This window comes from Streptomyces xingningensis (assembly GCF_054957865.1).
Genome location: NZ_JBDJPF010000001.1, coordinates 125,231 through 144,449, shown reverse-complemented (window position 1 = coordinate 144,449; position 19,219 = coordinate 125,231). Strand labels below are relative to the sequence as shown.

Here is a 19,219-nt window from a genome sequence, read left to right as displayed (position 1 = left end):
AGGCGTGAACCCTTTCTCGCGTGCTGTACTTCATCGTGTGCGCCGCAGGCTCAGTGGGAGAGGCCAGCCGCCTGGTCGTCGCTGCCGCGGATCATGGCTGGGACGTCGGCGTGATCGCAACCCAGGCCGCCGTCGATGGGGAGTGGACTCCTCACGCTCCTGGCAGGGGTGGTGAGCGGATCGGTTCGTATCCGTGGCAACTGGCCCTGAATGCGTTTGAGTCCCGTGACTGACTACCGGACCGTCCCTGGCGACCGCACTCCGGTCATTCGCATGTTCGACGTAGGATCCGGACTGTGGATCATGATGACGAGCCGGTCTTCAAGAAGAGCAGGTGGGGAACAAATCACTACATCTACAATCCTCGCAATCCTGTGGGCCTCGCCCTGATCGTCATCAGCTTGCTCTTCTTGGTGGTAATGATGGTGCTCATGGGAAAGAACGCGGGCCCGTTCGCGCCGCCCGCCGATCCCACGCCGTGGAGTCCGCCGCCTGTGGACGAGGAGCGACTGCCACCTCCAGCGACCTTTCCGGACGTTGGGCCTGCCCCGGAACCTGGGCACCCATCGGCACGGTGAAGCAGCGAAGTCCGCATGTGCGCTTCGATTGCCGGAGAACCGGGGAAGTGGCCAAACTCTGCGGCTTGAGTGGGGGCTTCAGGGCTGTGTTTGCGCTGGATGTGTGGCGTCGTAGTGGTGCCGGTTGTTGTTGATCTCGTGGCGGTGTGCGGTGGCCCATTCTCCCAGGGCGACTACGGAGTCCAGCAGTGTCGTACCGAGTTCGGTGAGCGTGTAGTCCACGCGTGGGGGAACGCTGGGGTGGACGGTGCGGGTCAGCAGACCGTCGCGTTCGAGTTGCCGCAGCGTCAGGGTGAGCATGCGCTGGGAGATGCCGCTGACGGTGCGGTGCAGTTCACCGAAGCGCAGCGTGCGGTCGCGGAGTTGCCCGATGATCAGGATGCTCCACTTGCTGCCGATCAGCCCGAGGATCTGGAGCACCTGTCGGCATGCTTCCTCGTCCGGCTCGCGGTCGGTGTGTGCTGTCGCAGATTGTGCGGAGTCGGCGTGCGGCGAGAGCGGGGAGGTGTTCCTGCGGGGCGCCATCGGTTACCTCCGTGTGCGTCACTGACATGAATGTGCCGTCTTGTTGCGGTTTTTCCGGTGATGAATCATGGGGCCACGAACAAACAGTAAGTGGTCGGCGCCGGCGGTGAGATGACAGCGGTCCGATCGCTGTGGCGGAAAGGACCTGTCGTGGTGAAGACCCTCGTCGTTGTCGGTGCCGGCCCGGGGCTGGGGATGGGAGTGGCTCGTGCGTTCGGTCTCCAGGGGTTCCAGGTCGGGCTGATAGCCCGTACCAAGCGGCAGCTGGACACCCTGGTCGGGGAGCTGACCGGGCTGGGTGTCACCGCTGCCGCGTTTCCCGCCGATATCCGTGATCGTGACGCGCTGATCACCGCTCTCGCGGCGGCGAGGGATGTGCTGGGGCCAGTCGACGTGCTCGAGTACAGTCCCAGCCCGACCGGGTCGATCACTCACGCCGCACAGAGCACGGTCGACTCCGTGACCGCGCAGTTCGAGCTGCATGTGCTGGGCGCGGTGACGGCCGTGGGCCAGGTGCTGCCCGAGATGCTGGAACGGGGCGCCGGCACGCTGCTGTTGACCACGGGCGTGTCCTCGATGGTCCCCGCTCCCTTTCTGGCCAACGTGGGTATGGCCATGGCCGGGCTGCGAAACTGGGCTCACGCTCTGCACGCCGAACTCAAGCCGCAGGGAATCTACGCGGGAACGGTGACGATTGCCTCCGGTATCGTCCCCGGCGGCGGTGAGGCCGACCCTGACGCCATCGGCGCCCGCTACTACGGCATGTACCAGCAGCGGAACCGTGCCGAAGAGGTCATCGGCGACCTGGATGACTTCCGAACCCTCGTCGCCCAGGCAGCGCGGCGTGGCAATCCGGCCGCACCGATGGTGTTGTAGATGCGGCCGATGTCCTCAACGGCCGCCCTCCATGGCACAGTTCAGGCACATGCCGTGCCGTGAGGGAGTGTGAGGCCATGAGCCACCGGTTGCAGATGACGGCTGAGGTCCGGAGCTGGCTGACCGGGCTGCGCAGCCGCGATCTTGCGGGAGCCCGGCTCGCCGGTGAAGCCGTGATCGCGCTGCTGGACGAGGGGGCCGCCCTGGGGTCGCCGCTGGTGGTCGCGGTGGAACCCGCGCTGCGGGCGCATGACGTAGGGATGGCGCTCGACCACTCCTACCAGCGGCAGCTCGAGTTGCTGCAGCGGGTGCGCCGAAGCGTTGCCGATGTGGCCACCTCGCGTAGGCGGGTCGAGCTCCATATCGGCCAGTTGACGGGGCAGGAGGGAAAACTCGGCGAGCAGGGTGCGAAAGCGGCCGACATCGGCCGGGACGACCTCGCCGAGGAAGCACGCACCCGTCAGTGCGCGGTGCGCGAACAACTGGCGGAAGTCGGCCGCCAGTATGCGGAGTTGCAGGAGGCCGAAAGGCAGGCCGAGGCGTCCGCCCAGCGGCTGCAGATGAGGGTGGATGCCTTCCGGACCCGCAAGGAGGGCGTCAAGTGCGCCTTCATCGTGGGGCGGGCGCAGGCGGAGATCGAGGAGGCACTTGCGGACGCGGGTGAGGAGGACGCCCCGTCACCGGACGAGGCGATCGCCACCGCACGGTTGACCGTCGAGGCGATGCTGGACGATGCCCGCGAGCTGGAGCAGGAAGCCCGAGTGGCGGCGGGCGAGGAGACCGGCCCACCCGACGAGGCGCTGCAACCCCCGCTTCGGGAGCTGCGGCTCGGCGCGCTGACCGGCCATGACATACGGATCCTGTTCGCCATCGAGCCTCCCGGCACCGTGCTCCTGCTGGCCGCCGCGGAGAGGGGGCAAGGGTCGCGGTGGCTGGAGTGGTACCAGGAGGCACTTCCGTTCGCCCGGCACCTGCTGTCCGGGCAGGCTGCCCACGCCTCCTACGGCCGGGAGTCCTTCCTCCGCGAGTTCTTCCCCACCGAGGAAGCTCAACTGGACGCCGGAGCGGCCCGGTTGGTGGCCGGTAACCGAGTGCGCCCGCTGGTGGACGTGCGCAGGCGGGCCGGGTTCACCCAGGCACAGCTGGCCGAGCGGATGGGAGTGCGGGAGGGGTGGATAGCGGCGATCGAGCGGGCGGATGCGGGGGCCACCGAGATACGGACGCTCGCCGACTATGTTCAGGCACTTGGCGGGCGCGTGGAGATCGTCGCGGACTTCGGTGCCGAACGGATAAACCTCGGGTAGTCCTTGGCCGAGCCCGCTATCGGCGGATCCGGCCGTCCGCTCATCGCACCGCGCGCACCAGCCGCCGCACTCCCTCGCGCATCCGCGCCTCGCCCAACTCCGGGAGAAGTGCGCAGACATGGTCCGCGGCAAGCGCGGCCAGCACCGCGTGGGCGGTGTACTCGGGATCCGTCGTGCCGGCGAGCAGGATCGCCACATGGCGGTGCCAGAACCGGTACGCCCCGATCCGGTAGCGCGCACCCGGCACGGCGGTCTCCGACATCCGCACCAGGTCCAAGTGCTCCAGCAGATAGTCGAGATAGGCGTCCACGAAGGCCACCAGCCGGCCCTCGGGCGGCGCTCCCGGGCCCAGCGGCGGGGGCCCGTGCAGGATCGCCTCCTGCAGGGTGCGCTCGCGGGAGTCCAACAGGGCCGCGGCCAGGCCGGACTTGTCGCCGAAGCGGCGGAAGAGGGTGCCCTTGCCGACCCCGGCGGCGGTGGCCACCTGGTCCATCGAGACCTTGTGCACGCCGTGCTCGGCGAAGAGCTTCGCCGCCGCCTCCAGTACCGCCGCCCGGTTGCGGGCCGCGTCGGCGCGCTCCTTGGGGGGAGGGGTGCGCAGCAGCTCCAGGGGCATTGCGGAACCGGACTGCGGTCCGTTAATGTGGTGAGCCATAAGCGGACTCTAGTCCAATTCTCTGGAGGATTCCCATGACCTCACTCATCACGCGTGACGAACTGAAGGCCCAGATCGAGGCGGGTACGGTGACCGTCGTCGACGCGCTCGGCGGTGAGTACTACGCCCAGCAGCACCTGCCCGGTGCGCTCCCCCTGGTACGGGACGAGGTGGACGCCCAGGCGGCCACCCTGCTGCCCGACCGCGCTGCCGCGATCGTCACCTACTGCTCCAACCCGGCCTGCCCCAACAGCGGTCAGGTCGCCGAGCGGCTCACCGCTCTCGGCTACACCAATGTCCGCAAGTACCGCGAGGGCATTCAGGACTGGGTGGAGGCCGGCCTGCCCGTCGAGGCCGCCTGACCCGCGACAACGCCTTCGCGGCGATGACGTCATCAGGTGCGGAGGGGTGTTCCGGCGGACACCCCTCCGCATGGTTTCAGCCCTCGCCATCCGGCGAGCCCTCGTCATCGCCGCCGTCGGACTTCGCCGGAGGCTGCGGCTTGGGGGGCCGGGTGCGACCGCTCGACGTATCGCGCAGATAGGACGCATCCCGGCCGCCGCCCGCCTCCGCTATGCCGGGCTCTGCGGCGAGACCGCCCGGCTGTCCGGGCGCCGGTGGGGTGCCGGGGCCCGGCTGGCCGTCCCGGCGCCGCAGATAACGCTCAAATTCCCGGGCGATCGCCTCGCCGGAGGCCTCCGGCAGATCGGCCGTGTCCCGGGCCTGCTCCAGCGACTGGACGTACTCCGCCACCTCGCTGTCCTCCGCCGCGAGTTGATCGACGCCCAGCTGCCAGGCCCGCGCGTCCTCGGGGAGGTCGCCCTGCGGGACGCGGAGGTCGATGAGGTCCTCGAGGCGGTTGAGGAGAGCCAGGGCGGCCTTGGGATTGGGCGGCTGGGACACATAGTGCGGAACGGCCGCCCACAGGCTCACGGTCGGCACTCCCGCATGGGTACAGGCCTCCTGGAGGATGCCGACGATGCCGGTCGGCCCCTCGTAGCGGGACTCGTCGAGGTTCATGGTGCGCGCCAGGTCGGGGTCCGAGGTGACACCGGTGACCGGCACCGGACGGGTGTGCGGGGTGTCGCCGAGCAGGGAGCCCAGGATCACCACCATCTCGACGCCGAGCTCATGCGCGAAGCCCAGGATCTCGTTGCAGAACGAGCGCCAGCGCATGCTGGGCTCGATGCCGCGCACCAGCACCAGGTCGCGCGTCGCTCTGCCGTCGGCACCGCCGGTCCGGACCACGGACAGCCGGGTCGTGGGCCAAGTGATCTTGCGGACGCCGCCGTCCAGCCAGACCGTGGGGCGGTTGACCTGGAAGTCGTAGTAGTCCTCGGCGTCCAGCGCGGCGAAGACCTCGCCCTTCCACTCCCGGTCCAGGTGCGCGACCGCGCTGGAGGCGGCGTCACCGGCGTCGTTCCAGCCCTCGAAGGCACAGATCATGACCGGGTCGATCAGCTCGGGAACCCCCTCAAGCTCGATCACCCAGCGCCTCCTTCCGGCCGGGGCGGACTGGTCCGTACCACCGCCGGCTGCCGTTTTGTGCGGTTGCCTTGCGTGCCCCCAAGCCTACGACTTCCATGACTCCCGTTCGCAGCCCCTGGACGGGATGCTCATCACCTTCGTACGTCACCCCCGGGCACCCCAACCGTCGCGGTAGGCGCGCCAGTCCCGGTCGGTGGCGGCGAAGTCCACATAGAGGGCCATACCGAAGTGTTCCCGGTGCCGGTCACCGCGGGTGAGGCCCAGCCGGGCGCCGCGCACGGCGGCGGGGGCGGTCTCGGCACTGCCCTGGTGGCCCATGTCCTCGGTGTGGAAGAAGGGCAGGCCCATCAGCAGATCGACGTCCTTGGGGGTGACCTGCAGTGCCAGCTTGGTCTGGTGGGCCACATAGCCGCCGTACAGGCTCTCGAACGGCAGGGCGGTGTCATAGGACATCACGGCGATCTGGTCCGTGCGGCGGGCCACTTCCTTGAAGTAGTTCTGCGACCACCACTTGTGGCCGTCCCCCAGCGAATGCATCGAGGGCAGCGGGTCGATCTGCTGGGCGGCGACGGACAGCACCCCGTGGCCGGAGTGCACGGCCGGGCGCAGTGCGTCCAGCAGGGCGAGGTAGCCGTCGTCGCCGCTGCGGATCGGCTCGACGTCCAGGTGGACCCCTTCGAATCCGGCCCGCAGCACCTGCCGGGCGCTGGAGACGATGGCGTCGCGGTGGGTGCGGGAGCCCAGATGCAGCCCGTCCTTGCGGCCATGGGCGACCACATCGCCCAGCCAGGCCTGTACGCGGACGCCGGGGAGCTCGCGGTGCACGGAGTCGAGCAGCCACTTGGCGCCCCGGTAGTCCGAGGGCGAGAGGGTGCCGTTGTGTGCCAAGGGCCCGGAATGTACGTACAGATCGCGGATGCCGGTGGTCGCCAGGCGCTTCTTGAGCCGGGCCAGGTCCTTGCCGGTGCGCCGTCCGTCCACCCAGGCGTGGCCCAGCCAGACTGCGTCCCGGCCGCGGGTGATGGCGTCGGGTGCCGGCGATCCCGCGTAGGAGGCGCGCAGTGCGCTGCCCGCCGCCACCACGGGCAGCACCACCAGCAGGGTCAGGGCGAGGGCGATCCGTTTGACCGTGCGCCGGCGTGGTCGCCCAAGGCGGAGGTCGGGCCATTTCATGTGCTTCCCCTTCATCACCTTCAGTGACGGAGTGGCGGCCCGGTCGGTTGCCTCCGCGATATGCCGAAGGGGAGGGACACCGGTGGGTGTCCCTCCCCTTCGGCTTGGGTGATGGCAGGTCAGTTCTGCTCGTCGAGGCCGCTCTTCTCGTGGAGCAGGGCCTTGACCCGGGTGCGGACGTCCTCGTTGTCCAGGCCGCGGATCGTCAGAGTGGTGCGGCGGCGCAGCACGTCGTCGACCGTCTCGGCCCACTCGTGGTCACGCGCGTAGACGACCTGGGCCCAGATCTCGGGGCCGTCGGGGTGGATCCGCTCGCCGAGCGCCGGGTCCTCGTTGACCAGGCGCGCGATGTCGAAGGACAGCGAGCCGTAGTGCGAGGCCAGGTGACGGGCCGTCAGCGGGTCCATGCGGGTGCCCGGCTCGCGGTCCACCAGCAGGCGGTGGGCGACGGCGTTGGGGTTGGCGACACCCGGCAGCGGCACCCGGCGCACCAGGTCGGAGATGGGCTCCATCTCCTCGGTGAGCGGGCTGCCGGGCAGCTTGGCGAGCTTGTTCATGACCGTACGGCCGATGTGGCGGTAGGTGGTCCACTTGCCGCCGGCCACCGACAGCATGCCGCCCTTGCCCTCGGAGACGACCGTCTCGCGCTTGGCCTGGGCCACGTCGCCCGGGCCGCCGGGCAGCACCCGCAGACCGGCGAAGGCGTAGGTCATCAGGGAGCGGTCGAGGTCGGCGTCGCGGATGGAGAACGCGGCCTCGTCCAGGATCTGCTGGATGTCGGACTCGGTGGCATGCACATCCGCCGGGTCGCCCTCGTACATCTCGTCGGTGGTACCGAGCAGCAGCTGGTCCTCCCAGGGGAGGGCGAAGGTGATGCGGTACTTGTCGATGGGGGTGGCCATGGCGGCCTTCCAGGGCGACTTGCGCTTCATCACGATGTGCGCGCCCTTGGAGAGGCGGATGGACGGGGCGGCGCCCTTGTCCTCCATCGTGCGCAGGTGGTCGACCCAGGGGCCGGTGGCGTTGAGCACCACCCGGGCGTCGATGCCGAACTCGCTGCCGTCCAGGCGGTCCTTGAGCTCCGCGCCGGTCACCTTGCCGTGGGTGAAGCGCAGGCCGGTGACCTCGGCGTGGTTGAGGACGACCGCGCCGGACTCGACGGCCGCGCGGACCGTCATCACGGCGACCCGGGAGTCGTTCATCTGGTGGTCGTAGTAGACCGCCACGGCCTTGAGGTTGTCCGTGCGCAGGCCGGGGTTGGCGGCCTGGGCCTTGGCGGGGGAGATCACCTTGCCCACGCCGTCGCCGAAGGCGGACAGCGCGGAGTAGGCGAAGACGCCGGCGCCGAGCTTGGCGGCGCCGACCGGGCCGCCCTTGTAGACGGGCAGGTAGAAGGTGAGCGGGTTGACCAGGTGCGGGGCCACGTCCTTGGCCAGCACCCGGCGCTCGTGGTGGTTCTCCGCCACCAGCTTGACCGCGCCGGTCTGCAGGTAGCGCAGACCGCCGTGGACCAGCTTGGAGGAGGCGGAGGAGGTGGCGCCGGCGAAGTCGCCGGCGTCCACCATCGCGACCCGCAGCCCGGACTGCGCCGCGTGCCAGGCCACCGAGGTGCCCAGGATGCCGCCGCCGATCACCAGGAGGTCGTAGGTCGCGTTGGACAGCCGGTCACGGGTCTCGGCGCGGCCAGGATTGGCACCGGCAGCCGGGTGCGTTCCCAGGGTCGGAACGCTCTGCGGGGTGGTCATGATTACTCCTCGTCAGCTCTCGTCGTCGAGCCAGCCCATGGTCCGCTCGACGGCCTTGAGCCAGTTCTTGTACTCGCGGTCACGCGTGTCCGCGTCCATGCGGGGGGTCCACTCGGCGGCCCGGCGCCAGTTGGCGCGCAGCGCGTCGGTGTCCGGCCAGAAGCCGACGGCCAGGCCGGCGGCGTAGGCAGCGCCGAGGCAGGTGGTCTCGGCGACCATCGGGCGCACCACGGGGGCGTCCAGGAAGTCCGAGAGGGTCTGCATCAGCAAGTTGTTGGAGGTCATGCCGCCGTCGACCTTGAGCGCGGTCAGCTCGACGCCGGAGTCCTTGGTCATGGCGTCGGTGATCTCGCGGGTCTGCCAGGCGGTGGCCTCGAGCACGGCGCGGGCGATGTGCGCCTTGGTGACATAGCGGGTCAGGCCCGCGATGACGCCGCGCGCGTCGGAGCGCCAGTAGGGGGCGAACAGGCCGGAGAAGGCCGGTACGAAGTAGGCGCCGCCGTTGTCCTCGACGGAGCTGGCCAGCGTCTCGATCTCGGCCGCGCTCTTGATCAGGCCCATCTGGTCGCGCATCCACTGCACCAGGGAGCCGGTGACGGCGATGGAGCCCTCGAGGGCATAGACCGGCTTCTGGTCGCCGATGCGGTAACCGACCGTCGTCAGCAGGCCGTTGTAGGACTGGACGGGCTCGTCGCCGGTGTTCATCAGCATGAACGTGCCGGTGCCGTAGGTGGACTTGGCCTCGCCCTTGTCGTAACAGGTCTGGCCGAACAGGGCCGCCTGCTGGTCGCCGAGCGCGGAGGCGACGGGGACACCGGCGAGGGCGCCGCTCTTGGCGGTGCCGTAGACCTCGGCGGAGGAGCGGATCTCCGGCAGCACCGCGGCCGGGATCTCCATGGAGGCGAGGATGCGCTCGTCCCACTCCAGGGTGCGCAGGTTCATCAGCATGGTGCGGGAGGCGTTGGTGACGTCGGTGACATGGACGCCGCCGTTGACACCGCCGGTGAGGTTCCAGATGACCCAGGAATCCATGGTGCCGAAGAGGATCTCGCCGCGCTCGGCGCGCTCGCGCAGGCCCGCCACGTTGTCCAGCAGCCAGCGGACCTTGGGGCCGGAGAAGTAGGACGCCAGCGGCAGGCCGGTCTCGCGGCGGAAGCGGTCCTGGCCCACATTGCGGCCGAGCTCCTTGCAGAGCGCGTCGGTGCGGGTGTCCTGCCAGACGATGGCGTTGTGGACGGGCTCACCGGTGTTCTTGTCCCAGAGCAGCGTGGTCTCGCGCTGGTTGGTGATGCCGATCGCCTTGACGTCGGCGGCGGTGATGCCCGCCTTCTCGACGGCGCCCGCGACGACCTCCTCGACGTTGGCCCAGATCTCCTTGGCGTTGTGCTCGACCCAGCCCGGCTTGGGGAAGATCTGCTCGTGCTCCTTCTGGTCGACGGAGACGATGCGGCCGTCGCGGTCGAAGACGATGCAGCGGGAGGAGGTGGTGCCCTGGTCGATGGCCGCAATGAACGGCCCGTGGCCGTGCGAAGGAGTGCCGTGGCCGTGCGAAGGAGTGCCGTGGGCGCCGGAGGTCTCGGTCATGGTGTGTGTGCTCCTGAGGTCTGAAGGGTCTCGGCGGGTGGTGCTCAGTACGCGAGCTTGTGGATGCCTGCGGCGAGGGCGGCACCGGCGAGCGGGCCGACCACCGGGATCCAGGCGTAACTCCAGTCTGAGCCACCCTTGTTCGGCAGCGGCAGCAGCGCGTGCACGATACGGGGGCCGAGGTCTCGGGCGGGGTTGATGGCGTACCCGGTCGGGCCGCCCAGCGAGAGGCCGATGCCCACGACGACGAACGCGGTCATCAGGACGCCGGTGCCGCTGAGGGCCAGGCCCTTGGTCAGACCCTGGGTGAGGATGGCGAGCACGAGCACCGCGGTGGCGATGATCTCGGTGATGAGGTTCTGCACGACATTGCGGACCTCGGGGCCGGTGGAGAAGATGCCCAGCACGGGCCCGGCCTTGGGGGCCGAGGTCTGGTCGACCATGCCCTCATGGGGGTTGAGGGTGGCGACGATCTCGGGATCGGTCAGATGGGCCCGGAACTGCCCGTAGTAGGCGAGCCAGACCAGCGTCGCGCCGATGAGGGCACCGAGCATCTGGGAGCCGATGTAGAGGGGGACGTCGCTCCACTTGGTCGCGCCGTCGATGGCGAGACCGAGGGTGACGGCCGGGTTGAGATGCGCGCCGGACGGCTGCGCGATGTACGCGCCCGTCAGGACGGCGAAGCCCCAGCCGAATGCGATGGCGACCCATCCTGCGTTGAGCGCCTTTGAACGCTTCAGGGTGACGGCGGCGCAGACGCCGCCGCCGAGCAGGATCAGTACGGCGGTACCGATGGTCTCGCCGGCGAAAATGTCGGAGCTGGACACCCGCGACTCCTTTGTCCTTCGTCCAGGGGAAGGCGAACCCCGGGTCCCTCCGGTGGTCCGCACCCTCCAGGAGGGTGGTGATCGGTCCCGCGGCACTGCACACCATATCGAATATGTCGGTAGATGTTCGACAATGCCGACCGATGAACGGCAGTTTTCTCCATGGTTAAAAGCTCGTCAAGAGCGGTGTGACCGGAAACTCTTGTGCAACTCGCCGTAAATGTACGTTCGGCTACTGACCGGTAACGGGATGGTTTCGAACGGCCGCGCGCGACCGTCAGAACCGGCCCGCGCCGAGGTCGCGGGAGACCGCCCGGGCGCAGTCCCGCACCGAGGCGACCAGCTGTGCCCGCAGCTCGCCGTCCTCGCAGACCCGTTCCACCGCGCCCAGCACGCCGACGGCGCCCACCGGCATCCGCCGCCGGTCGTGGATGGGGGCGGCGACGGAGGCGATGCCCGCCCAGGTCTCCTCGACGTCCGAGGCCCAGCCGCGGGCCCGGGTCAGGTCCAGCAGGCCCTCCAGCTCGGCCGGGGAGGTCACCGTCCGCGGGGTGAACGCCTCGCGGACGGCCTCGGTCAGCTCGCTGTGGGCCACCGGGTCGTAGGCGCACAGCACCTTGCCGAGGGCGGTGCTGTGCAGCGGCTGCATCGCGCCGACCTCGAGCACCTGGCGGCTGTCGTCGGGGCGGAAGACATGGTGGATGATCAGCACGCCCTGCTGGTGGAGCACGCCGAGGTAGACGCTCTCCCCGCTGGAGCGGGCCAGGTCGTCCGCCCAGACCAGGGCGCGGGCCCGCAACTCGTGCACATCCAGATAGCTGTTGCCCAGCCGCAGCAGCTCGGCGCCGAGCTGATAGCGGCCGGAGGCCGGGTCCTGCTCGACGAACCCCTCCTGCTGCAGGGTGCGCAGAATGCCGTGCGCGGTGCCCTTGGCGAGTCCCAGCGCGGACGCCACATCGGACAGGCCCAGCCGTCGCTCGCCGCCCGCGAGCAGCCGCAGCATCGCCGCGGCCCGTTCGAGCGACTGGATGGTCCGTGCCATCGAGCAAACCTCCTCAAAATGCCGTTCGGCAATGCTGAACACTATCGGCCGATGCCGACCAGTGGTATCCGGCCGGGTGTGACCATGATCGTTGAGCTCGGGAGGGGGCCGGAACGCCGGGTCCGGATCCAGCCAGGCAATGGCACCTGCTTTCCGCTGTGGCTCCGGCTACGCTTGCGGTTGTGCGCCTTCTGTGGGAGGGCGCAAAGCCGACAGCCGTCGCAACCACGGGAGCATCTCCATGGCCTCGAAAAAGCCATCGACCGTCCGTACCGCCCGAGCCGCGCAGCTGCGCGAGGCGCTCGCCACCCGAGTGGTGGTGGCCGACGGTGCCATGGGCACGATGCTCCAGGCGCAGGACCCCAGTCTTGAGGACTTCCAGCAGCTCGAGGGCTGCAACGAGATCCTGAACGTCACCCGGCCCGACATCGTGCGCTCGGTCCACCAGGCGTACTTCGCGGTGGGCGTGGACTGCGTGGAGACCAACACCTTCGGCGCCAACCACGCGGCGCTGGGCGAGTACGAGGTCGCGGACCGCGTCCATGAACTGTCCGAGGCGGGCGCCCGGGTGGCCCGCGAGGTCGCCGACGAGTTCACGGCCGGGGACGGCCGCACCCGCTGGGTGCTGGGCTCGATGGGGCCGGGCACCAAGCTGCCGACGCTGGGCCACGCCCCGTACACCGTGCTGCGCGACGCCTACCAGCAGAACGCCGAGGGCCTGGTCACCGGCGGGGTGGACGCGCTCCTGGTGGAGACCACCCAGGACCTGCTGCAGACCAAGGCCTCGGTGATCGGTGCCCGCCGCGCGATGGCGGCGCTGGGCGTGGATCTGCCGCTGCTGGTGCAGGTGACGGTGGAGACCACGGGCACCATGCTGCTCGGCTCGGAGATCGGCGCGGCGCTCACCGCGCTGGAACCGCTGGGCATCGACATGATCGGCCTCAACTGCGCCACCGGACCGGCCGAGATGAGCGAGCACCTGCGCTATCTGTCCCGGCACGCCCGCACCCGGGTCTCCGCCATGCCCAACGCCGGGCTCCCGGTGCTGGGCAAGGACGGCGCCCACTACCCGCTCACCCCGGGCGAACTGGCCGATGCGCACGAGACGTTCGTCCGCGAGTACGGGCTGTCGCTGGTCGGCGGCTGCTGCGGCACCACACCGGAGCACCTGCGCCAGGTCGTGGAGCGGGTCCGCGGCGTATGCCCCCCCGAGCGCAGCCCGCGCCCGGAGCCCGGCGCCGCCTCCCTCTACCAGACCGTGCCCTTCCGCCAGGACACCGCCTACCTCGCCATCGGCGAGCGGACCAACGCCAACGGCTCCAAGAAGTTCCGCGAGGCCATGCTGGAGGGCCGGTGGGACGACTGCGTGGAGATGGCCCGTGGCCAGATCCGCGAGGGCGCCCACCTGCTCGACCTGTGCGTCGACTACGTCGGCCGGGACGGCGTCGCCGACATGGCCGAGATCGCCGGGCGCTTCGCCACCGCCTCCACGCTCCCCATCGTGCTGGACTCCACCGAACCGGCCGTGATCCAGGCCGGCCTGGAGAAGCTGGGCGGCCGGGCGGTGATCAACTCGGTCAACTACGAGGACGGCGACGGCCCCGACTCCCGGTTCGCCCGGATCACCCGGCTCGCCGTCGAGCACGGTGCGGCCCTGATCGCGCTGACCATCGACGAGGAGGGCCAGGCCCGTACCCCGGAGAAGAAGCTCGAGATCGCCGAGCGGCTGATCACCGACCTCACCACCAACTGGGGCGTGCACGAGTCGGACATCCTCATCGACTGCCTGACCTTCACCATCTGCACCGGCCAGGAGGAGTCCCGCAAGGACGGCATCGCCACCATCGAGGCCATCCGCGAACTCAAGCGCCGCCACCCGGACGTCCAGACCACCCTCGGCCTGTCCAACATCTCCTTCGGCCTCAACCCGGCCGCCCGGATCGTCCTCAACTCCGTCTTCCTGGACGAATGCGTCAAGGCCGGGCTGGACTCGGCCATTGTGCACGCCTCCAAGATCCTGCCCATTGCGCGCCTGGACGAGGAGCAGGTGCGCACCGCCCTCGATCTGGTCCACGACCGCCGCGAGGAGGGCTATGACCCGCTGCAGCGGCTGCTGGAGCTCTTCGAGGGCGTCGACACCAAGTCGATGAGGGCGGGCAAGACCGAGGAACTGGCTGCGCTCCCACTGGAGGAGCGGCTGCGGCGGCGCATCATCGACGGTGAGAAGAACGGCCTGGAGGCCGACCTCGACGAGGCCCTCGGCGAGCGGTCCGCGCTCGACATCGTCAATGACACGCTGCTGGAGGGCATGAAAGTGGTCGGCGAGCTGTTCGGCTCCGGCCAGATGCAACTGCCGTTCGTGCTCCAGTCCGCCGAGGTCATGAAGAGCGCGGTGGCCTATCTGGAACCGCACATGGAGAAGTCGGACGCGGAGGGCAAGGGCACCATCGTGCTGGCCACGGTCCGCGGCGACGTCCATGACATCGGCAAGAACCTGGTGGACATCATCCTGTCCAACAACGGCTACAACGTGGTCAATCTGGGCATCAAACAGCCCGTCTCCGCGATCCTGGAGGCCGCGCAGGAGCACCGGGCCGATGTGATCGGCATGTCCGGGCTGCTGGTGAAGTCCACGGTGATCATGAAGGAGAACCTGGAGGAGCTCAACCAGCGCAGGCTGGCCTCCACTTACCCGGTGATCCTCGGTGGCGCCGCGCTGACCCGGGCCTATGTCGAGCAGGACCTCCACGAGATCTACCAGGGCGAAGTGCGCTACGCCCGGGACGCGTTCGAGGGGCTGCGGCTGATGGACGCGCTGATCGCCGTCAAGCGCGGCGTCCCCGGTGCGACCCTGCCCGAGCTCAAGCAGCGGCGGGTGCGGTCCACCGCCACGGTCGTGGCGGACCGCGAGCCCGAGGGCGCCGCGCGCTCCGATGTGGCCACCGACAACCCGGTCCCCACCCCGCCGTTCTGGGGCACCCGGGTGGTCAAGGGCATCGCGCTCAAGGACTACGCCTCCTGGCTGGACGAGGGCGCGCTCTTCAAGGGCCAGTGGGGCCTGAAGCAGGCCCGCACCGGCGGACCCGGCTATGAGGAGCTGGTCGAGACCGAGGGCCGCCCCCGGCTGCGCGGCTGGCTGGACCAGCTGCACACCGAGAACCTGCTGGAAGCCGCCGTCGTCTACGGCTACTTCCCCTGCCACTCCAAGGGCGACGACCTGATCCTCCTGCACGAGGACGGCACCGAGCGCACCCGCTTCACCTTCCCGCGCCAGCGGAGCGGCCGCAGACTGTGCCTGGCGGACTTCTTCCGCCCGGAGGAGTCCGGCGAACGGGACGTGGTGGGCCTGCAGGTCGTCACCGTCGGCTCGCGGATCGGGGAGGCCACGGCCCGGCTCTTCGACGCCGACTCCTACCGCGACTACCTCGAACTGCACGGCCTGTCCGTGCAGTTGGCCGAGGCACTGGCCGAGTACTGGCACGCACGGGTCCGGGCCGAGCTGGGCTTCGCGGGCGAGGACCCGGCGGACGTGACGGACATGTTCGACCTCAAGTACCGGGGCGCCCGCTTCTCCCTCGGCTATGGCGCCTGCCCCGACCTGGAGGACCGGGCGAAGATCGCCGAACTGCTGGAGCCGGAGCGGATCGGGGTACGGCTCTCGGAGGAGTTCCAGCTGCACCCCGAGCAGTCCACGGACGCGATTGTGATCCACCACCCGGAGGCGAAGTACTTCAACGCGCGATAGCGCGGTGAAGCGGCCGGGGGTCCGGGGGTTGCCCCCCGGGTGGGTACAGGAACGCGCGGTAGCGCGGTGAGGGGTAGCGCGTGAAGGGGCCGGGGGTCCGGGGGCTGCCCCCGGTGACCAGGGCCCGCCCGAAAACCAGGGGGCGCTTCCCGCACACCAGTCGTAGACTTGTCGTCCGGTGAAGGCCGGTCCGCCGTCCGCATACAGCGGAAAGCGCGGGCCGGCCTTCTTGTCCCCTCTGGAGGTGCGCGGATGACCAGCAGCATCCCCGCCGTCGCGGACCGTGCAGCCGCCGGCTCGGCCCTGCAGGCCGTTCTGCTCGACATGGACGGTACCCTCGTCGACACCGAGGGCTTCTGGTGGGAGGTGGAGGTCGCCGTCTTCGCCGAGCTCGGCCACCAGCTCCTGGAGGAGTACCGCGAGATCGTCGTCGGTGGTCCGATGACCCGCAGCGCCTCCTTCCTGATCAAGGCCACCGGGGCGAAGATCGCCCTCGCCGAGCTGACCGCGCTCCTCAACACGCGCTTCGCGGAGATGATCGGGCACGGTGTGCCGATGATGCCGGGCGCCCGGCGGCTGCTCGCCGAGCTCGCCGCGCACTCCGTGCCGACCGCCCTGGTCTCCGCCTCGCACCGGAAGATCATCGACCGGGTGCTGCCCGCACTCGGCCCGCAGAACTTCGCGCTGACCGTCGCGGGCGACGAGATCGAGCGCACCAAGCCGCACCCGGACCCCTATCTGCTGGCGGCGGCCCGGCTCGGGGTGGCCCCCCGGCGGTGCGCCGTCATCGAGGACACCCTGACCGGGGTGACGGCGGCCGAGGCGGCGGGCTGCCCCGTGGTGGCGGTGCCGTCCGTGGCCGCGATTCCGCCCGCCGCCGGGCGCACCGTCGTCGGCTCGCTGGAGGAAGTCGATCTCGGATTTCTGCGGAGCCTGATCCGGTTCTGAACTCCGAGCGTCCGGCCGGCTGTTTCCATGATCGGAAAGGGCCGCGATTTCCAAGCCCTTCAGGACACTTGACCACGTGATGTTCGTCACCGGACTGGCGAGATCGCATCCCGGCCGTGGCCCGGTTGGAGTGCTCTCAAGGGGATGAGAGCACACCCTTGTGTCCCGATTGGTCAGTTGGTGCGTGAATCGTTCCGTCTTTCCTGTGCCGGGTCGACCGCCGACCGTCACGGTGGCGCGAAAGGGCGGCGACTCGGCCCTGTTCCGGCGAAGCCGACTCCGCGGACTAACCTTTCGCGAGTACTTCACGGCTGCCCGTGCGGGCGGCCCGTTCCGCCCCGGCGCCGATCGCATCACAGGGAGAACCCCGGACAATGAACCGCAAGACGTTGGTGCTGCCCACGGTGGCAGGCCTGCTGGCTCCCGTACTCGTCGCCTGCGGCGGCAGCAGCGGGGCAGGCAAGCGCGATGGCGCCATCGTCATCGGCACCACCGACCGGTTCGAGCAGACGACGGACGCACCCGCGCCCCTCGACCCGGCCGCCGCATATGACGCCAGCGTCTGGAACGTGCTGCACAGCACCTATCAGACACTGGAGCGGCTGCCCCGCTCCGGCTCCGAGCCGGTGCCCGACGCGGCGTCCAAGTGCTCGTTCTCGGACCGGCAGAACGAACAGTTCCGGTGCACGCTGCGCAGCGGCATGAAGTTCTCCAGCGGCCGTCCGGTGACCGTCAAGGACGTCAAGTTCTCCATCGACCGGGTCAAGGCCATCAACTTCGACAATGGACCCGTCTCGCTGCTCGCCAACATCGACCGGGTGGAGACCCCCAACGATCACGAGATCGTCTTCCAGCTCAAGTCGCCCGACGCGACCTTCCCGCTGAAGCTCGCCACCCCGGCCGCGGCCATCGTGGACAGCGCGGAGTTCGCCAAGGACAAGCTGGACAACGGCCTCAAGGTGGTGGGTTCCGGCCCGTACACCCTGAAGACCGAGGAGCAGGACGGCAGGGTCGCCAAGGCCGTCTTCACCAGGAACCCGGACTACCGGGGCGCGGTGAAGCCGCAGAACGACAGGGTCGAGATGCGCTTCTACGACGACGCGAAGTCGATGGAGAAGGCGCTCAAGAACGGCGAGATCGACGTCATCAACCGCACCCTGTCGCCCGAGCAGATCGGCAGCCTGCGCAAGGACACGGGCAAGGGCGTGAAGCTGCTGGAGTCGCCCGGGCAGGAAATCGGCTATCTGGCCTTCAACACGGAGGACCCGGCCGTGAAGCCCAAGGCGGTGCGCCAGGCCATCGCCCAGCTGGTGGACCGTCAGGCGCTGGCCCGTGACGGGTACGACCGGACCAGCGACCCGCTGTACTCACTCGTTCCCACCGGCATCACCGGCCACCAGAACTCGTTCTCCAACCGCTATGGGGACCCCAGCGTCGACAAGGCCCGCGCCCTCCTGCGGTCGGCGAACATCAGCACTCCGGTGAAGTTCTCCCTCACTTACACCTCCGACCACTACGGTGACGCCACCGGCAAGGCGTTCAAGGCGCTCCAGAAGCAGCTCAACGGCAGCGGCCTGTTCGAGGTGCAGTTGCAGGGCGTGAAGTGGTCGGAATTCCGCCCCAACGCGGGCAAGGGCAAGTACCCGGCCTACGGCATGGGCTGGTTCCCCGACTTCCCGGACCCGGACAACTTCGTCGCCCCGTTCTTCGGCAAGGACAACTTCCTCCACTCCCCCTACCGCAACGCGAAGATCGAGAGCCTGGTCCCGCAGTCCCGTCAGGTCACCCAGCGAGAATCGGCGGCCAAACTCTTCGAGCAGGCGCAGGACATCGTCGCCGACGAGGTCCCGCTGCTGCCCCTGTGGCAGAGGAAGCAGTATGTGGCGGCCCGGGACAATATCACCGGCGCGGAGTGGCTGCTCAGCTCCTCCTCCGAGCTGCAGCTGTGGGAACTCGGCCGCGGGGCGTAACGCCGCGCGGCGCGGAAGACCGGGTCAACGGCTCCTGCCGGGGCCCGGTCGGCCGCACCGCGGGCTCACCGTCAACTCCCGCCTACTGGGCGCCGGGACGCACCAGTCCGCTCTCATAGGCGTAGACCGCCGCCTGCACCCGGTCCCGCAGCCCCAGCTTGGTCAGCACATGGCCCACATGCGTCTTGACCGTCGTCTCGCTCACAAAGAGATCCGCCGCGATCTCCGCGTTCGACAGGCCGCGGGCCACCAGCTTGAGCACCTCGACCTCACGGTCGGTCAGCGTGTGCAGGGTGTCCGGCAACGGCTCCTCGCCGGACGGCAGATGGCCCGCGTACTTGTCCAGCAGCCGCCGGGTGATGCTCGGCGCGAGCATCGCCTCGCCGCCCGCCACCACCCGGATCGCCTGCACCAGTTCATGGGCGGGCGCGTCCTTCAGCAGGAAGCCGCTCGCCCCGGCCCGCAGCGCCTCCACCACATACTCGTCGAGGTCGAAGGTCGTCAGCACCAGCACCTTCGCCGGGCCGTTGCGCTCCGGCCCGGTGATCTGCCGGGTCGCCTCCACGCCGTCCATCCGGGGCATCCGGATGTCCATCAGCACCACATCGGGCTGCAGCGCCCGGACCTGGTCGAGCGCCTGCAGACCGTCCCCGGCCTCACCCACGACCGCGAGGTCCTGCTCGGCCTCCAGAATCATCCGGAAGCCGGTACGCAGCAGCGGCTGGTCATCGACCAGTAGGACGCGGATCGCCACAGGAA

General features: G+C 69.5%; 16 protein-coding genes. 7 read left to right on the top strand and 9 right to left on the bottom strand.

Annotated elements, in window-relative coordinates; translation table 11 throughout:
• The first annotated feature begins 20 nt into the window (after positions 1–20).
• Positions 21–233: a hypothetical protein gene (locus ABCR83_RS00695; protein WP_462692155.1), complete on the top strand. Its 213-nt coding sequence runs from the start codon at positions 21–23 to the stop codon at positions 231–233.
• A gap of 423 nt (positions 234–656) precedes the next feature.
• On the opposite strand, the gene ABCR83_RS00690 is transcribed toward ABCR83_RS00695, so the two are convergent.
• Entirely contained in the window at positions 657–1,103 is a 447-nt protein-coding gene (locus ABCR83_RS00690) for a winged helix-turn-helix transcriptional regulator (RefSeq protein ID WP_462692154.1), read from the bottom strand.
• A 150-nt stretch (positions 1,104–1,253) separates the two neighbouring features.
• Between ABCR83_RS00690 and ABCR83_RS00685 the strand changes: the two genes are divergently transcribed.
• A complete protein-coding gene (locus ABCR83_RS00685) occupies positions 1,254–1,979 on the top strand; it encodes an SDR family NAD(P)-dependent oxidoreductase (protein WP_462692153.1) in 726 nt (241 codons plus the stop codon).
• A 77-nt stretch (positions 1,980–2,056) separates the two neighbouring features.
• The gene (locus ABCR83_RS00680; protein WP_462692152.1) at positions 2,057–3,283 is read left to right on the top strand and encodes a hypothetical protein; all 1,227 of its coding nucleotides are present in this window, start codon (positions 2,057–2,059) and stop codon (positions 3,281–3,283) included.
• Between the two features lie 40 nt (positions 3,284–3,323).
• Here the strand turns inward: ABCR83_RS00680 and ABCR83_RS00675 are convergent, their stop codons facing one another.
• Positions 3,324–3,938, bottom strand: a complete 615-nt coding sequence (locus tag ABCR83_RS00675) for a TetR/AcrR family transcriptional regulator (RefSeq protein WP_462692151.1) — start codon at positions 3,936–3,938, stop codon at positions 3,324–3,326.
• 35 nt (positions 3,939–3,973) lie between these two features.
• Between ABCR83_RS00675 and ABCR83_RS00670 the strand changes: the two genes are divergently transcribed.
• The gene (locus ABCR83_RS00670; protein WP_462692150.1) at positions 3,974–4,300 is read left to right on the top strand and encodes a rhodanese-like domain-containing protein; all 327 of its coding nucleotides are present in this window, start codon (positions 3,974–3,976) and stop codon (positions 4,298–4,300) included.
• Positions 4,301–4,376: 76 nt separating this feature from the next.
• Here ABCR83_RS00670 and ABCR83_RS00665 read toward each other — a convergent pair whose 3' ends face one another.
• From ABCR83_RS00665 to ABCR83_RS00640, 6 genes are all read right to left on the bottom strand, one after another.
• Entirely contained in the window at positions 4,377–5,426 is a 1,050-nt protein-coding gene (locus ABCR83_RS00665; RefSeq protein WP_462692149.1) for a PAC2 family protein, read from the bottom strand.
• Positions 5,427–5,570: 144 nt separating this feature from the next.
• Complete coding sequence (locus ABCR83_RS00660) at positions 5,571–6,599, bottom strand: glycoside hydrolase family 18 protein (protein WP_462692148.1); 1,029 nt, start codon at positions 6,597–6,599, stop codon at positions 5,571–5,573.
• A gap of 119 nt (positions 6,600–6,718) precedes the next feature.
• Positions 6,719–8,344: a glycerol-3-phosphate dehydrogenase/oxidase gene (locus ABCR83_RS00655; RefSeq protein ID WP_462692147.1), complete on the bottom strand. Its 1,626-nt coding sequence runs from the start codon at positions 8,342–8,344 to the stop codon at positions 6,719–6,721.
• 12 nt (positions 8,345–8,356) lie between these two features.
• Positions 8,357–9,928 carry a glycerol kinase GlpK gene (gene glpK, locus ABCR83_RS00650; RefSeq protein WP_462692146.1) on the bottom strand — a complete coding sequence of 524 codons (1,572 nt, stop codon included), beginning with the start codon at positions 9,926–9,928 and terminating at the stop codon, positions 8,357–8,359.
• Between the two features lie 44 nt (positions 9,929–9,972).
• Positions 9,973–10,755, bottom strand: coding sequence for an MIP/aquaporin family protein (locus tag ABCR83_RS00645; RefSeq protein WP_462692145.1), 783 nt, complete (start codon positions 10,753–10,755; stop codon positions 9,973–9,975).
• Between the two features lie 277 nt (positions 10,756–11,032).
• Positions 11,033–11,797 (bottom strand): IclR family transcriptional regulator, encoded by a 765-nt coding sequence (locus ABCR83_RS00640; RefSeq protein ID WP_462692144.1) that lies wholly within the window; start codon positions 11,795–11,797, stop codon positions 11,033–11,035.
• Between the two features lie 241 nt (positions 11,798–12,038).
• On the opposite strand from ABCR83_RS00640, the gene metH reads away from it, so the two are divergent.
• From metH to ABCR83_RS00625, 3 genes are all read left to right on the top strand, one after another.
• Complete coding sequence (gene metH / locus ABCR83_RS00635) at positions 12,039–15,542, top strand: methionine synthase (RefSeq protein ID WP_462692143.1); 3,504 nt, start codon at positions 12,039–12,041, stop codon at positions 15,540–15,542.
• Between the two features lie 252 nt (positions 15,543–15,794).
• Positions 15,795–16,490, top strand: coding sequence for an HAD family hydrolase (locus ABCR83_RS00630; RefSeq protein ID WP_462692142.1), 696 nt, complete (start codon positions 15,795–15,797; stop codon positions 16,488–16,490).
• A 374-nt stretch (positions 16,491–16,864) separates the two neighbouring features.
• Positions 16,865–18,460: an ABC transporter substrate-binding protein gene (locus ABCR83_RS00625; protein ID WP_462692141.1), complete on the top strand. Its 1,596-nt coding sequence runs from the start codon at positions 16,865–16,867 to the stop codon at positions 18,458–18,460.
• A gap of 82 nt (positions 18,461–18,542) precedes the next feature.
• On the opposite strand, the gene ABCR83_RS00620 is transcribed toward ABCR83_RS00625, so the two are convergent.
• Positions 18,543–19,214 carry a response regulator gene (locus ABCR83_RS00620; protein WP_087928839.1) on the bottom strand — a complete coding sequence of 224 codons (672 nt, stop codon included), beginning with the start codon at positions 19,212–19,214 and terminating at the stop codon, positions 18,543–18,545.
• Positions 19,215–19,219: the final 5 nt, after the last annotated feature.